This is a genomic window from Streptomyces luteoverticillatus (assembly GCF_003970715.1).
Lineage (GTDB): Bacteria > Actinomycetota > Actinomycetes > Streptomycetales > Streptomycetaceae > Streptomyces > Streptomyces abikoensis.
Genome location: NZ_CP034587.1, coordinates 4,657,946 through 4,671,905, shown reverse-complemented (window position 1 = coordinate 4,671,905; position 13,960 = coordinate 4,657,946). Strand labels below are relative to the sequence as shown.

The 13,960-nt window shown below is 68.8% G+C and carries 14 protein-coding genes; 8 read left to right on the top strand and 6 right to left on the bottom strand.

The window, feature by feature from the left end; genetic code table 11:
* Window positions 1-90: 90 nt before the first annotated feature.
* Together EKH77_RS20855 and EKH77_RS20850 are read right to left on the bottom strand one after the other, a co-directional pair.
* Window positions 91-1,014, bottom strand: coding sequence for an ABC transporter permease (locus EKH77_RS20855; protein WP_126915852.1), 924 nt, complete (start codon window positions 1,012-1,014; stop codon window positions 91-93).
* 29 nt (window positions 1,015-1,043) lie between these two features.
* Complete coding sequence (locus EKH77_RS20850; protein WP_126915851.1) at window positions 1,044-2,666, bottom strand: peptide ABC transporter substrate-binding protein; 1,623 nt, start codon at window positions 2,664-2,666, stop codon at window positions 1,044-1,046.
* Window positions 2,667-2,847: 181 nt separating this feature from the next.
* Between EKH77_RS20850 and EKH77_RS20845 the strand changes: the two genes are divergently transcribed.
* The 4 genes from EKH77_RS20845 (at window position 2,848) to EKH77_RS20830 (ending at window position 7,264) form a co-directional block, all read left to right on the top strand.
* A complete protein-coding gene (locus tag EKH77_RS20845; RefSeq protein WP_126915850.1) occupies window positions 2,848-3,717 on the top strand; it encodes an SDR family oxidoreductase in 870 nt (289 codons plus the stop codon).
* A 142-nt stretch (window positions 3,718-3,859) separates the two neighbouring features.
* Window positions 3,860-4,279, top strand: coding sequence for a DUF6507 family protein (locus EKH77_RS20840; RefSeq protein ID WP_206279894.1), 420 nt, complete (start codon window positions 3,860-3,862; stop codon window positions 4,277-4,279).
* A complete protein-coding gene (locus tag EKH77_RS20835; RefSeq protein ID WP_126915849.1) occupies window positions 4,276-6,792 on the top strand; it encodes a hypothetical protein in 2,517 nt (838 codons plus the stop codon). Before EKH77_RS20840 ends, EKH77_RS20835 begins: the two co-directional genes overlap by 4 nt.
* Before the next feature lie 10 nt (window positions 6,793-6,802).
* A complete protein-coding gene (locus tag EKH77_RS20830; protein ID WP_240667461.1) occupies window positions 6,803-7,264 on the top strand; it encodes a hypothetical protein in 462 nt (153 codons plus the stop codon).
* A gap of 142 nt (window positions 7,265-7,406) precedes the next feature.
* Here EKH77_RS20830 and EKH77_RS20825 read toward each other — a convergent pair whose 3' ends face one another.
* Window positions 7,407-7,844, bottom strand: a complete 438-nt coding sequence (locus tag EKH77_RS20825) for a hypothetical protein (RefSeq protein WP_126915848.1) — start codon at window positions 7,842-7,844, stop codon at window positions 7,407-7,409.
* Window positions 7,845-8,006: 162 nt separating this feature from the next.
* On the opposite strand from EKH77_RS20825, the gene EKH77_RS20820 reads away from it, so the two are divergent.
* Both EKH77_RS20820 and EKH77_RS20815 read left to right on the top strand, forming a co-directional pair.
* The gene (locus EKH77_RS20820) at window positions 8,007-9,410 is read left to right on the top strand and encodes a DUF6177 family protein (protein WP_126915847.1); all 1,404 of its coding nucleotides are present in this window, start codon (window positions 8,007-8,009) and stop codon (window positions 9,408-9,410) included.
* Window positions 9,411-9,419: 9 nt separating this feature from the next.
* Window positions 9,420-10,334 (top strand): GDSL-type esterase/lipase family protein, encoded by a 915-nt coding sequence (locus EKH77_RS20815; RefSeq protein WP_126915846.1) that lies wholly within the window; start codon window positions 9,420-9,422, stop codon window positions 10,332-10,334.
* 7 nt (window positions 10,335-10,341) lie between these two features.
* On the opposite strand, the gene EKH77_RS33895 is transcribed toward EKH77_RS20815, so the two are convergent.
* Complete coding sequence (locus EKH77_RS33895; RefSeq protein ID WP_240667460.1) at window positions 10,342-10,701, bottom strand: hypothetical protein; 360 nt, start codon at window positions 10,699-10,701, stop codon at window positions 10,342-10,344.
* Between the two features lie 508 nt (window positions 10,702-11,209).
* On the opposite strand from EKH77_RS33895, the gene EKH77_RS20805 reads away from it, so the two are divergent.
* Together EKH77_RS20805 and EKH77_RS20800 are read left to right on the top strand one after the other, a co-directional pair.
* Window positions 11,210-11,806 carry an XRE family transcriptional regulator gene (locus tag EKH77_RS20805; RefSeq protein WP_240667458.1) on the top strand — a complete coding sequence of 199 codons (597 nt, stop codon included), beginning with the start codon at window positions 11,210-11,212 and terminating at the stop codon, window positions 11,804-11,806.
* Window positions 11,807-11,894: 88 nt separating this feature from the next.
* The gene (locus tag EKH77_RS20800) at window positions 11,895-12,416 is read left to right on the top strand and encodes a YbaK/EbsC family protein (RefSeq protein WP_126915844.1); all 522 of its coding nucleotides are present in this window, start codon (window positions 11,895-11,897) and stop codon (window positions 12,414-12,416) included.
* Window positions 12,417-12,438: 22 nt separating this feature from the next.
* Here the strand turns inward: EKH77_RS20800 and EKH77_RS20795 are convergent, their stop codons facing one another.
* Both EKH77_RS20795 and EKH77_RS20790 read right to left on the bottom strand, forming a co-directional pair.
* Window positions 12,439-13,056, bottom strand: a complete 618-nt coding sequence (locus EKH77_RS20795) for a LysE family translocator (protein ID WP_126915843.1) — start codon at window positions 13,054-13,056, stop codon at window positions 12,439-12,441.
* 106 nt (window positions 13,057-13,162) lie between these two features.
* Window positions 13,163-13,849, bottom strand: a complete 687-nt coding sequence (locus EKH77_RS20790; RefSeq protein WP_240667457.1) for a 2OG-Fe dioxygenase family protein — start codon at window positions 13,847-13,849, stop codon at window positions 13,163-13,165.
* Window positions 13,850-13,960 lie beyond the last annotated feature (111 nt).

The following is a 13,960-nucleotide window of genomic DNA, read 5'->3' as shown; positions in this document are numbered from 1 at the left end:
GGGGTGATGGTGGCGTTGGGGTCGGAGGGGTCGGCGTACGGGGGCCCCGGCGGTCCCTGAGGTGGGTCGGACGAGGGTGGTGGCGGGGTCTCAGGCATAGCGGATCCTCGGGTCGAGCACGGCGTAGAGGAGGTCGACGAGCAGGTTCGCCATGAGGAAGACGATGACGAGGATGGTCACGAAGCCGACGACGGTGGGTGAGTTCTGCCGGAGGATCCCCTGGTAGAGCTGGAATCCGACGCCGTGGATGTTGAAGATCCGCTCGGTGACGATGGCGCCGCCCATCAGGGCGCCGATGTCGGTGCCGATGAAGGTGACGACGGGGATGAGGGAGTTGCGCAGCAGGTGCCGGGTGATGACGCGGTGCCGGGGCAGGCCCTTGGCGACGGCGGTGCGGAGGTAGTCGGCGCGGGAGTTCTCGGCGATGGAGGTGCGGGTGAGGCGGGTGACGTAGGCGAGCGAGGTGAGGGCGAGCACGACGCCGGGCAGGAGGAGTTCGTCGAAGGGCGCCTCGGGCGAGACGGACGGGGAGACCGCCGCCCATTTGACGCCGATGAGGTACTGGAGCACGTAGCCGCTGACGAAGGTCGGCACGGAGACCACGATCAGGGTGAGCAGCAGCACGCCGGTGTCGAGGGAGCGGCCGCGGCGCAGTCCGCTGAGGAGGCCGAGGGTGACGCCGATGACGATCTCGAAGAGGATAGCGACGATCGTGAGGCGGACGGTCACGGGGAAGGCGTCGGCCATCAGCTCGGTGACCTCCTGCCCGTTGAAGGCGACGCCGAAGTCCCCGGTGAGGATCTGCCCCATGTAGTGCGCGTACTGGAGCCACAGGGGCTTGTCGAGGTAGAGCTCCTGGCGGATGCGCGCGGCGGTGGCGGGATCGGGGGCCTTGTCGCCGAAGAGCGCGGCGATGGGGTCGCCGAGGGCGTAGACCATGAGGAAGATCAGGAACGTGCTGCCGATGAACACGGGGATCATCTGGAGCAACCGCCGGATCACATACCGTCCCACCAGGACTCCTGACTGCCGTGACTGAGGGACTACTTGACGGTGATCCGCTCGTAGACGGGCACGCTGAAGGGGTTGAGCTCGACGTCGGCGATGTCGGTGGAGTAACCGGCGCTGCCGTTCTGGTACCAGAGCGGGATGGCGGGCATCTTGGCGGCGAGAATCTTCTCCGCCTCCTGGAATTTCGCGATGGCTTTCGCTGTGTCGGATTCGGCGTTGGCCTCGTCGACGAGCTTGTCGAAGCCCGGGTCGCTGAACTTGCCGTAGTTGGAGGAGGCGTCGGTGTAATAGAGCGGCTGGAGGAAGTTCTGGACCAGGGGGTAGTCCATCTGCCAGCCGGAGCGGAACATGCCGGTCATCCGGTGGTCGGTGATCTGGTTGCGGAAGTCGGCGAAGGTTCCGACGGGGTCGACGGTGCAGGCCTGGTCCTTGCCCAGGGCGTTGTTGATGCTGTTGCAGACGGCGTCCATCCACAGCCGGTGGGAGCCGGTGTCGACGTTCGAGGTGATGGTGACCCGGCCGCCGGGGAGCCCGCCGCCGTCCTCGATGAGCTTTCTGGCCATGGTGGGGTCGTAGCCGCAGGCGTCGCCGCACAGCCCTTCCTTGTAGCCGCCCTTGGCGCCGAGGACGGGTGAGGTCCAGTCGGTGGCGGGGGTGCGGGTGCGCCGGTAGATCTGCTCGGTGATCTGCTTGCGGTCGATGGCCATGGACAGGCCCCGGCGGACCTTCTCCATGCCGGGCTTGTTCCAGGCGGGGTCGTACATGGGGAAGTCGAGGGTCTGGATGATGCCGGCGGGCTGGTTGATGTAGCGGTCGCCGAGGTCCTTCTTGACGTTCTTCAGCTGGGCGCTGGGGATGTCGTCGACGAGGTCGATGTTGCCGGCCTGGAGGTCGGTGTAGGCGGTGTTGTTGTCGGTGTAGACCCGTAGCTCCACGCCGCTGTTGCGGGCCTTGTCGGGCCCGGCGTAGCCGTCCCAGCGGGTGAGCCGCATCTGGGAGCCCTTGGTGTAGGAGTCGATGACGTACGGCCCGTTGCCGATGGGCTTCTTCAGCCATTTCTCGTGGTGGTCGTAGAAGGCCCTGGGCAGCGGCGAGTAGGCGGTGTAGCCGAGGGTGTCGGGCCAGGTGGAGAAGGTGGTGCGCAGCGCGACGGTGAAGGTCCGCTCGTCCTTGACGACGAGCCCGGAGAGGACTTTGGACGTGGCGGATCCATTGGCGGGATGGACCTCGCCATAACCCTCGATGTCCTGGAAGAAGGAGGCGTTCTTCTGTTTGTTGTCGACGAGGGCGGCGTAGTTCCAGGCGTCGACGAAGGACCGCGCGGTGACCTTCTCTCCGTCGCTGAAGGTCCAGCCGTCCTTGAGGGTGATGGTGAAGTGCCGCTGGTCGGGGCTGTCGATCTTCTCGGCGACCATATTGACGGCGGCGCCGGTCCGGGGGTCGTACCGCTTCAGCCCTCGGAAGATCATGTCGAGGACCTTGCCGCCCTGCACCTCGTTGGTGTTGGCGGGCTCCAGCGGCCCCTGCGGGTCCCCCCAGGAGGCCCGTACCGCGCCCACGGCGGTGCCGCCCCGGCTGCTTCCGCAGCCGCTGATCACGCCCGCCAGCAGGACGGCGACCGCGCGGACGGCGAGCCCGTGACAGCGTGGCCGCATGCGTGTCTCCTCCGATGGGCGGGGTCCGGTTCCGGCCACATCACACCTCATGCGATGCCGCGATGTGCCCCTTCTCGTGGTGTTCGTCATGGAAACCGCCCGTATGCGGGAGTGATGATCACCGCCGGACCGGGGCAAGGATGAGTGGCCGAGGGGGGGCACACCGCACGAGAGGCCCCGGATGCCCGCCACCGCCCCGCATCTCCACAGGACCTGGTTCGTCACCGGCACCTCCTCGGGCATCGGCCGCCAGCTGACCGAGCTGCTGCTCGTCCGGGGCGACCGGGTCGCCGCCACGGCCCGCAGGACGCACGCCCTGGACGACCTCGTGGCGGAGCACGGCGACGACCGGCTCCGGGTCTTCGCCCTGGACGTCACCGATCCCGCCGCCGTCCGGCGGGTCGTCGACGAGGCGTTCGCCGCCTTCGGCCGTGTCGACGTCATGGTGAACAACGCGGGCTACGGGCTCTTCGGCGCGGCCGAGGAGGCGACGGACGAGCAGATCGTCCGTCAGCTCGACACCAACCTCCTCGGCCCGGTCCGGGTGACGCGGGCGGCGCTGCCGCGTCTGCGGGATCAGGGCGGGGGCCGGATCGTCCAGATCTCCAGCATCGGCGGCCAGGTCGGCTTCCCGCTGATGAGTGCCTACAACGCCTCCAAATGGGGCGTCGAAGGTTTCTTCGAGTCGCTGCGGCTGGAGGTCGAGCCCTTCGGCATCCAGACGACGATCGTCGAGCCGGGCACCGTCCGCACCGCCTTCGTCAGCCAGGGCATCGACCGGACTCGGCCCCTGGAGGCGTACGAGGACACCGACCTGGGCGACTACCGCCGCGGCATGCTGGCCGGCACCGCGCTCCCCTTCATCGGCGACCCGGTCAGAATCGCCCGCGCCGTCATCGACAGCGTGGACCGCGACCCGGCCCCCGCCCGCCTCGTCCTGGGCAGCGACGCGTACGAGCTGGGGCGCACGACCCTGGTCCAGCGCCTGGCCGACCTGGAGGCGCAGCGGAGCGTCGCGTACTCGACGGACGCGGAGGACGCGAGGGGCTGAGGGGGCGTTCGGCGCTGTCTGTCACACGCGTGTACCGAAAAACAGGTGTGTCAGTCGGTTATGGCAAGGTGTCATATGAAGCAATCGAACGTGTGACGGGGACCCGGGATCGGGAATCGGGAATCGGGGATCGGGGGATTCGGTGACAGCGTGGGACATTCGTCCGGCGGAAGTGGGCGGTGTGCTCCAGCGGACGGCGACGGCCGCCGAGGGCCTGTCGAAGGCGGGCGAGAGCGTGCAGAAGACCCTGCCGAGCGCGGCGACCGCGGCGGGCACGATCAGCGGCATGGTCTGCGGCCCGGTGCCGAGCGGTCCCGTCGCGGCGGCGCTGGCGGAGTTCGCCAACAAGTGGTCGGGCGACCTGCAGTACATCGCCAAGCGCACGGCAGCCTCGCTGAACGGCGCGTCCGAGGCCACCCGTCACTACGTCGAGGGCGACCTGGAGATGGCCGCGACCACCCAGAGCGACGCCCTCAAGGAGCCCAAGATAGACATGCCCGGACAGGGCGGCGGCGAGGGTGACGGCAAGGGTGACGGCAAGGGCGGCGGTGAGAAGAAGTGAGCGACGAGGAGCTCATCGTCCCGTCGGGCATACCCCAGTTCACGGGCAACGTCGACACGCTGGTGACCGACGCCAAGACCATGACCTCGGACGCCAAGCTCTTCCGCGACTCGGGCGCGTCCGTCCACTCCACGTTCCAGGGCCTCCAGGCCTGCTACAAGGCGCCGGAGGCGGAGAAGCTCTTCGCGACGACGGCACCGGTGGCGACGAAGGCGAGCGCGTTCGCGAGCGACCTGGAGAAGGTCTCCGGCGCGCTGAGCACCTACGCGAGCGAGATCCGCCCGCTGGCGAAGAAGCTCGGCGACCTCAAGGACGAGGCCATCGCCTTCGTCAAGAGCGTCGAGGGCGACGACCACTGGCGCCGGGACCAGAAGAAGGTCGACCACAACAACAACCTGTGGCGCAGCGTCAACGCCACGGTCAGCGCCTTCACCGACGCCGAACGCTCCTGCCACGACAAGATCGTCGCCCTGGTCGGCGGCGAAAAGCTCATCGCCGACGACGGCTCCCACAAGCCGAACATGTACGGCTACAAGGCGAGCGACCTCGACCACGCCGAGCAGACGCCCTGGGGCTCGCTGGCGGAACGCGAATACACGGGCATCGCCTGGCTGGGCCACCAGATCAAGAGCTTCGTCTGGGACGGCTTCATCGTCGACGGCGTCTGGGGCACGATCAAGGGCCTCGGCACCCTCGTCGGCACCGACGGCTGGGACAAGGCCGGCCAGGCATGGACGGGCCTCGCCAAACTCGCCACGGGCCTGGTCATCACCGCCTCCCCCCTGGGGGCGGCCTACTGGCTGGCCCCCGAGGACAAACTCCCCAGCTGGCTGCGCGACTCGCGCACGGCGATGAAGGAGACCGGCAAGGCCCTGGTCGCCTACGACCAGTGGGGCAAGAACCCGGCCCGCGCGGCGGGCGGGGTCACCTTCAACGTTCTCACCACGGTTTTCACGGGCGGCTCGGGCGCGGCGGCAAAGGGTGGCGCTGTCGCGAAGACGGTCGGGGCGCTGGGCAAGGTCGCCAAGGTCGTCGACCCGATGACGTACGTCGGCAAGGCGGGCAAGTTCGCCTTCGTCAAGGTCGGCGACCTGATGTCGGGCCTGAAGAACCTCCGGGTGGGCTCGACGGTGCACCTGGCCGAGGACGCGTTCAAGCTCCCCGGGGAGGGCGTGCCCCTCCCGAAGCGCCCGCCGAACCTGCCGGAGAGCGCGGTCCCGTTCCTCGCCGACGGGGACAAGGTCGTCTACCTCGACAAGAACAGCAGCCGCTTCTTCGACGCGCAGGGCAAGGAGCTCCAGGCCGCGACGAAGGAACTCTCGGCGGACGAACGCGCGGCGAAGGCAGCCGCCGAGCGGCCGAAGCAGCCGCAGCACTCCACGGTCTCGGACCACGAAAAGGTCCCGGTCGCGGCGGGCGTCCACACGGGCGGCGACGGCGCGGCGTCGGCGGCCCGCGGCGGCGAACACATACCGGGGGGCGGGCACGGGCCGAGCGGCTCGGCGGGCCACGTACCGGGTGGCGGCACCGGAGGGCACGTACCGGGTGGCGCAGCGGGCCACACACCGGGCGGGGGCATCGGCGGCCACACGCCGGGCGGGGGCGCGCAGCACATACCGGGCGCCGGCTCCGGCGGCCACCTGCCGGGCGGCGCGGCACACGACCTCGGCCGGGGACCGTCGGCGAGCCACGAGGTTCCGGGCACGGGTGGCGGTAACGGCAGCCACACGCCGACGCACTCCAGTGGCGGGGGCGGCGGCCACGACCTGCCCGGCACCGGGCACGACACTCCTTCCTCCGGCACAAGCGGACATAACGGCGGAGGTGACGCCCGCCCGAGCAATACTCACGAAGGCAGCGACTCGCACAACGCGGAACCGGGGCACTCGGATCGTCACGACGATCACCCTCTTGACGCCGCCTCACACGAGCCGACCGAGCACGCATCGGAAGCGCACCCTCAAGACGCGGCACATCAACAACGTGTCGACGCCCCTGGGCATGAGCCCGATCTGTCACGCCCGGCACTCCCCCCGGGCAGGGGCGGGCTCACGCTCGAAGAAGTCAGAAAAATGCGGGACAAGAAGACCCGGTGGTCGGCAGGAGAAGAATTCCATCGCACCATGTATGGCAGCGGCGGCGAACGTCATTACCCGGTTGCCACGAACACGGATCCCGAATTCCCTGTCACCGCCAAGGGCGGAAGAAAAGTCGATGTGCCGGTGGACCTGCCGGATGGCCGCACTCTGGCCGTCGAGGTCAAGACTTATCAAGAGTTCCGTACGATCAAGTTTCCGGACGGCACCAGCAGGGTCGAGCGGGTCGAAGTACCACTGAGCAAGGAACTAAAGGAACAAATCAACAAGGACGTGGCACTCCGCAAACTCGATCCGAAATTTGACCCTCGCTGGTCGTTCACTCACGCACCTCCATCGACAGAGCTGCGCGAGTACCTCAAAAAGGCGAAGATAATTTTCTTGGAGTATGAGACAATAACGCCGAAGAAGCGATAGGGGGATTCCAATGGAGAACGACACACCCAAGGCTCACCAACCGGATCTCGTCCGCTGGAGCGAAGGAGCCCGCCAGAACGCAGTCGCACTGGCAGAGATGCTCGGGGCAGCACCTGACGCCTACTCGAGGGACCCGCTGAACCTGCTGGTCGCGCTCCAGAACTACGTCGACAGCCTCCCCCTTGGCGAGTTCGAGCAGTCCGACTGGATCACACTCCACACAGATCTGACCTCCTACCTGGCGGATGTTCTGGTCCATCGGTGCGAGGGGGTCTGGCGCGTCGCTCACGACTCCACTGCTCCGCAGGGCTTCCGATATGTGATCGAAGCCACCGGCCTCGACGGAGAACTCCATCAAGTGGAGCCCTATGCAGTGGTCATGGAAGAGTTCCGACACCCTCCGATCGAGGTCACCCGAATGATCGCGAACGCGGAGGTGACGCTCCACGTCACTCGTCTCCTAGACGACTGACCCGGAACGCAACGACCCGTAGAAGAACCTTGAGGGCGTTAGAGTGAATCACTCCTTCGACGCCCTCAAGGACTGAAACGCAAAGGTCGACCTCGTCACATGGCTTGTCTGGCAAGTTCGCTTCGTGCGGCTGGGGCCGTCATCAGAAAAGGTCGCGCGAAAAAGGGACGGCTTCCGACTCGATCAGATGAAGGGGCTGCCGGGTTACCGCACCGGCTTGGACCATCAGCAATTCGGGAACATGGCCTTCGTAATGCCGGAGCTGGCCCACGGGATCGATCGAAGGCGCGTGAGCGGCAAGGCGGCTCAACAGATCATGGAGTTCAGGGAGTTCCTCGGCATGCATTTCCTGTCGGACCGTCACGGACCAACCACGCCGCCCCCGCGCCAGCTCGCTGAACAAGACTCCCCCGATACGCAGCGCGGGGCCACGGGCCGCAAGCAGGGGCTCACGCTCGAGATCGCCGTCCAAGGGCTCCTCCCCCTGAAGGCCCATGTGCCATCGAAGGTCGTCAAGGACCTCGCCCGGCAGGGTGTCACCCAGCTCCCAGGCAAGCTGTAGCTCGTACAGATCACTCATGTCGGCAGCCTAGAAGAGACACTGGATGGCCAGCGCCCCGGCCCGGGAAGAACTCTGGCGGTCACGCTCGTGCCCCACCGCGGCTCTCCGCCCCGGACATGAAGGCGCTCTGCTTCGGGCTTGCCGGCCACCCACCCCGTCCCCATCCACCCAGGAAGGCATATGAAAGACGTCATAGCCCTCACCCCCAAGATGCCCGACTCCTGGGCCGTCGTGGCCGGGCTCTATGCGGGTGGGCCCGATGTCGAGGCGGCCGGGGTCAATGGCGGGGCCGTCGTGCAGTTGCGGACGGCGGACGGGCGGCCGTTGGTGGCCGTCGAGGCGCCGTTGCTGGTGCATGTGGCCGGGGAGGCCGAGCGGCTGCTTGGGGACGGGGTCGGGGCGCCCCCGGTCCCGTACTGGTGGACCGAGGTCCGGGCCTCGACCGCCGTGCCCGAGGCCGCGCCGCTCGCCGGGTCCGTGGCGGGGCGGCTGCGCATGCTGCTCGGCGGCGCGGTGTGGCCCGCCGAGGCCGCGTCGCTCGACGTCGTTGCTGTCCCCCCGGGCACGGGTGTCACAGGGATCACCGAAGCCGGACTCGCCGTCGACGTGCTGACCGGCTCCACCGCCGTCGTCCTCGTCGACCGGCCCGTCGTTCCCCTCAACGCGTGGATGTCCGAGATCCTGCGGACGGTCGCCGCGGCCGGCCTCGCCCTGCAGATCGTCACACCGCCCCACGTACGCCTCACCCTCCCCCTGCGTACCGCTCTCGCCGGGGCGCCCAACCGGTGGGTCGTCCAAGACAGCGGAAATCTTTACTACGACGGGCTCTCCGGCGCGGAACTGTGCTGGCAGGACGGGACGTTCACCCCCGTTCGTACGGAAACCGGTGAGGGCCGGGTAGCCGAGGTGTTCGCGGACGCCTCCCCCGCCACCGACCGGCAACTGATCGTCTCCTTCCGCGTCCTGCACGAGAACGTCACCGACGACCTCGTCCTCGGCGGCGCCCTCCGCACCGCCTGGACCGCCCTCACCGGCACCGGCCCCGCCGGTTGGGGAACCGCCGAGCCCGTCAACCTCCCCTGGTCCACTGACCAGTTGACCGCCCTCGCCCGCGAGCGCTCCCCCGAGCCCACCCACCTCCTCGCCGTCGGCCACCCCGGCCGCCCGGCCCTCGCCACCCTCCGCGTCAGCCGCACCGAGGGCGGGGTCGCCGAGGACGTCATCCTCACCCTCGGCTACGGCCCGGACGAGACCCCGCCGCTCGACGCCGTCGAGCCCCTCGCCCGTACCCTCGCCACCGAGCACGGCCTGACGTCCATGCTGGCCTCGCTGCGCCGGGCCCGCCGTGACCTCACCGTCCCGCCGCGCTTCGAGGCCCCGCCGATTCCGGTCTCCTTCACGCTGGGCGGCGCCGACGTACGCGCGGCCGGCCTCGACCACGCGCTCCGCCCGCCGCTCGACCTCAGCCCCGTACGCCTCGGGACCGCCGTCCACTACCCGCTCGGCGACGGCACGGACGCCCAGGCGTGGACGGTGCTCCAGCGGCTGTCCGCCCACCTCAAGGCGGTTCCGGCGGCTGGTTAGGGTGATCCGGTGATCGAATCGCGTCCCCACACCCTGTTCTCCTTCGGCACGCTGCTGGACGAGAGGGTCCAGAAAGAGCTCTTCGGGCAAGCCGTGCCCACCTCGCCCGCCTCGCTGGCCGGACATACGACCAGGCCGATCCAGATCACCGACGAGTCCGTGATCGCCACCAGCGGTCTCGACGTCCACCTGACCCTGGAACGCAGGATCGGCGCCGCGGTCGAGGGCGCCGTCCTCCACCTCACCGACGCGGACCTCGCCGCCGCCGATGACTACGAAGTCGACGACTACACCCGCCGGCGCGTGCGGCTCTCCTCCGGGGAGACCGCCTGGGCCTACCTGGACGCGAACCCGCTCCGCCCGGCGGAGCGCATCGTGATCGTGGGCGACAGCATCGCCTACGGCCGCTGCGATCCGCAGGGCGGCTGGGCGGCCCGGTTCTCGGCCGCCCACATCGCGCGAAACGAGCTCGCCCACCGGATCTTCAACCTGGCCATCCCCGGCAGCACGCTGGCCGATGTCCGCGAGCAGACTCCCGCGCTGCTGGCCGCTCGCCTCCCCGACACCCTCCTCGTCGCCGCCGGCATCAACGACTCCGCCATGCCGCACGGGCCGGCGCGCGTCGCGGACAGCCTCGGCTCCCTCGCCGCCACCGCCTTGGGCCACAACGCGCGACTCGTCGTCGCGGGGCCGATCTGGCTCGACGAGGAGCACGCCCCCGACTACGAGGGGCTGTGCTTCACCCGGGCCCGAGCCCTGGAACTCCGCGCGTCCCTGCGGGCGTGGTGCGGCGCGAACCACGTCGACTTCGTCGACATGTGGGAGCCGCTGCGCGATCGGCCCGATCTGCTCGTCGACGGCCTGCACCCGTCCGCGGAAGGGCACGAGGCGCTCTACCAGCACCTCAGCGCCTTCGGCAGCTAAACCTGCCTCATGAGTGCGCCTCCCGCTGGTGCCGCCCCATGGCCGTCGCCAGCCGGGCGGCCTCGTCACGGTCACCGGCCTCGACAGCCCCGTACCGGCCCTGCTTGATCTCCCAGCAGACCCGGCACCGCGCGGGCGGGGGCGCATGGCCGTCACACTCCCGGCGGCTCCGCTCGTTGGCGTCCGCGACGCGTGCGCGGAGCGCGTCGGCGCCGGCGGCCGGGCGCAGGTCGCCCGGCCGCGCCTCCCACTCCCGCCCGCCGCCGGGTGGCCTGAGCAGCACCCGCCCGCCGACGGCGGCCATGACCTCGCCCACGCGGCCCCGTCCCGTGTCGAGGACGATCGCCCCGACCCCCGGGGCGCTCACCGCGCCCCCTCCGGCCGGGGGACGAAGTCGATACCGTGCGCCGTCACGACCACGGCGTACTCCGGCCCCGGCGACGGGACGGGCTCCCGCGTCACGGGAACGACGGCCCCGCAGCGGTGGCGACCACGGTCGGCGTTCGTAGGAGCGCACAGCGCTCTCACCCATTTCAGGCAACGAATCATCAAGGCTGCCACTGTCGACCCTGCTTTCTTCGGACTGGCTTCCACGCGCAGATCCCGCCGGGACGCGGAGGGCGTATTTACGGTCATGCGGGGACAGTTGGGCCGATCGGCCGCTACTGTCGAAGAACGCCCAAACGTCCGCAGGGGGTCTCTTGAACTCGGCTCTACGATCGGCTATGGCATCGGCCGGGCTGTCGCCCAGACAGCTCGCCCTACGCGTCGGTGTCTCCGGAAAGACCGTGGAACGGTGGGTCGCGGACGAAGAGTTGATCCCGCATGCCAGAAACCGAGAAGACGCCTCCGCGGCGTTGGGAGTGGAAGCAGCGATGTTGTGGCCCAAGGCGGTCAGGGACCGTTTGAAGACCGGGAGCGACCAGGAGATCGTCCGGAGCTATCCGTACCGGTCCGCGTGCCCGTCCACCGTATGGGGCGAGCTCATCTCCGGCGCGACCGACGACCTGTTCTTCGGCGGATACACCTCCTACTTCCTGTGGAGCCATGTGCCCGCCCTCCCCGACGTCCTGCGGCGCAAGGCCGCGAAGGGCTGTCGCGTCCGGTTCCTGATCGGCGACCCCGAAGGGACCGTGACCACGCAGCGGGAAGGGATCGAGGACGTCGCCATGGCCGTGTCCACCCGCGTCAGGACGACCATGGAGCAGTTGGCCCGAATGGGCCCGACGGAAGGTCTGGAAGCGCGGTTCTCCGCTCCGGCGGACGCCACGAACCACATCTCGCTGTCCGTCTTCCGCTTCGACGACGAGGCGCTCGTGACACCGCACCTGGCCACGCGGGTCGGACACGACTCACCTCTGCTTCACTTGCGGCGACGCGGAGAGCAGGGCATGTTTCAGCGCTTCGCGGAGCACGCCGAGGAGTTGTGGTCCCGGAGTGTCTCCATGGAGCGGCCGACGCACAGCGGCTGACGCCGCGCTGACACGCTGATCGGCCCACCTCTTCTGCCATACTCGTGCACCCTGAAACTACTTCGTACACGCAGACACAGGTGGGGATATGAGCGCGAGCGAGGCCGTCCACAGTGAGACCCACGAGGCTCACGAGACCTACGAGAAGCTGGTCGCCCTGCTCGACGAGCGCGGCGCCGCCTACCGGGTGATCGAGCACGAGGCCGAGGGCGGCACCGAGGCCGTGAGCCGGCTGCGGGGGCATTCGCCGGCGCAGGCCGCCAAGTGCATCGTCGTCATGGTGAAGCTGGGCAAGAAGGAGAAGCGGTACGTGCTCGCCGTCGTGTCCGGCGACAAGCGCGTCGACCTCGGGGCGATCAAGGGGCTGCTGGGCGGGAGTTACGCCGGTTTCGCCTCGCAGGACGTCGCCGAGCGGCTCTCGCAGTGCGTGAGCGGGACGATCCTGCCGTTCTCGTTCGACCCGGAGCTGGAGCTGATCGTCGACCCCGCGCTGCTCGAGCACCCTGAGTTCTTCTTCAACGCCGCCCGTCTCGACCGCTCGCTCGCGCTCTCCACCAGCGATTACCTCAAGGTGGCCGGGCCTCGGGTCGAGGAAATCGCTGCCTCCTGATCCCCCCCCGGGCCCCCGCCGCCTACGTCGTCGTCGGCGTGAGCGCCAGCGCCACGCCGAGGCCGACGAGGATCGAGCCGATCACCCTGTTGAGCACCACCTGGCTGCGCAGCATCTTCGCGCGCAGCCGGTCGTTCGAGAAGAAGAGCGCCGCCATGGTGAACCACATCAGGTGGGCCAGGGACATGAACAGGCCGTAGCCGATCTGGCGCCAGACCGGGGTGTCCTGGTGGATGACCTGGGTGAAGGTGCTGAGGACGAACAGCGTGGTCTTCGGATTCAGCGCGTTCGTCAGGAATCCGGTGCGCAGGGCCTGGCCGCTGGAAATGGCGGGCCCGTCGGTGAGGTCGATGTCCAGCTGTGAGCGCTGGACGAATGTCTTGCAGCCGACATAGACGAGATATGCGGCGCCCACCAGCTTGATGACCGTGAAAACGGAGGGCGAATGGGCGATGAGCAGCCCCACGCCCAGAATCGTGTAGGTCACATGGACCAGCACGCCGGCCGCGATTCCCACCGCGGAGAGAATTCCCGGAGTGCGCCCGTACAAATAGCTGTTGCGAACGGTCATCGCGAAGTCCGCGCCGGGGCTGATGACGGCCAGGACGGTGATGAGGGCGACGGCGAGCAGTTCGGCCATGGTTCCAATTCCGGCGGGTCGGGGGCGGATCGGCGTCGTGGGCGGATCGGCGCAGGGGCGGATCGGCGCGGCGGCGGGGCCGGTCGGGACCGGCCCCGCCGGGGCCTCACGGCTTGTGGCGGTAGGTGATCACCAGGACGTCCCGGACGGCGGGGACGTTCCCGTCCAGCTGCTCGATGGGGCTGACGCCGTGGAAGACACGCTCGTCGTTCACGATCGCCATGTCGAGCGGCTCGTCGAGGGTGAACTTCTCGATCGGGTTCTTTTCGAGGTTGTAGATGGTGCTTTCGCCGTTGACCGTGTTGCTTCGCTTGGCCATCAGCATCATCACGAAGGTGACACCGTCGCGGTGGATGCCCTCGGGGGTCGGCTTGGCGACCTCCCGCGCGTCGGCACCCGTGCCGGAGACCTCGATGCGGAACTGGTGGGCCTCGATGTGCCAGGCCGAGTACGGCGCGAGCCGGCCGAAGAGGTCACCGCCGAGGGTCAGCAGGCTGCTCATCGTGGGGCCGCTCAGCACCGAGTCCTGGATGGGCTCGTAGTGGCGCGCGATGCCGCCGTTGAGGTTGTTGTAGTCGACGGTCTGGTAGTGCGGCTGGTGCGCCTCGACCTGGTAGAGGTTGCTGCCGCGAGGGGCGCTGAGGGTCGCGTGGCGCCGGCGGCGGTAGCGGCCGCCGTCGGCCATGTAGCCGTCCAGCGGCATGTCGTCCCAGCCGGCCTGGAAAGCCCCGAAATCCTCCAGGGCATTGTCGTCCCGACGGCGGAGCAGTTCGCCGACGCTTGCGCCCGGCATGAAGAAGTAGCTTTTGCTCGAAACGCCTTCACAAATCTCTTCGACGCCCGTGGTGTACGTCGACTGCGCGCTGCTGACCATGCTCGATGAATCCATCTCGTTGATCATGAC

Excerpts from the sequence above, each read along its gene's own strand:
- EKH77_RS20850 (WP_126915851.1), bottom strand. The coding sequence starts at position 2,666 with ATGCGGCCACGCTGTCACGGGCTCGCCGTCCGCGCGGTCGCCGTCCTG.
- EKH77_RS20845 (WP_126915850.1), top strand. The coding sequence starts at position 2,848 with ATGCCCGCCACCGCCCCGCATCTCCACAGGACCTGGTTCGTCACCGGC.
- EKH77_RS20830 (WP_240667461.1), top strand. The coding sequence starts at position 6,803 with ATGGAGAACGACACACCCAAGGCTCACCAACCGGATCTCGTCCGCTGG.
- EKH77_RS20825 (WP_126915848.1), bottom strand. The coding sequence starts at position 7,844 with ATGAGTGATCTGTACGAGCTACAGCTTGCCTGGGAGCTGGGTGACACC.
- EKH77_RS20820 (WP_126915847.1), top strand. The coding sequence starts at position 8,007 with ATGAAAGACGTCATAGCCCTCACCCCCAAGATGCCCGACTCCTGGGCC.
- EKH77_RS20805 (WP_240667458.1), top strand. The coding sequence starts at position 11,210 with ATGTTGTGGCCCAAGGCGGTCAGGGACCGTTTGAAGACCGGGAGCGAC.
- EKH77_RS20800 (WP_126915844.1), top strand. The coding sequence starts at position 11,895 with ATGAGCGCGAGCGAGGCCGTCCACAGTGAGACCCACGAGGCTCACGAG.
- EKH77_RS20795 (WP_126915843.1), bottom strand. The coding sequence starts at position 13,056 with ATGGCCGAACTGCTCGCCGTCGCCCTCATCACCGTCCTGGCCGTCATC.
- EKH77_RS20790 (WP_240667457.1), bottom strand. The coding sequence starts at position 13,849 with ATGCCGGGCGCAAGCGTCGGCGAACTGCTCCGCCGTCGGGACGACAAT.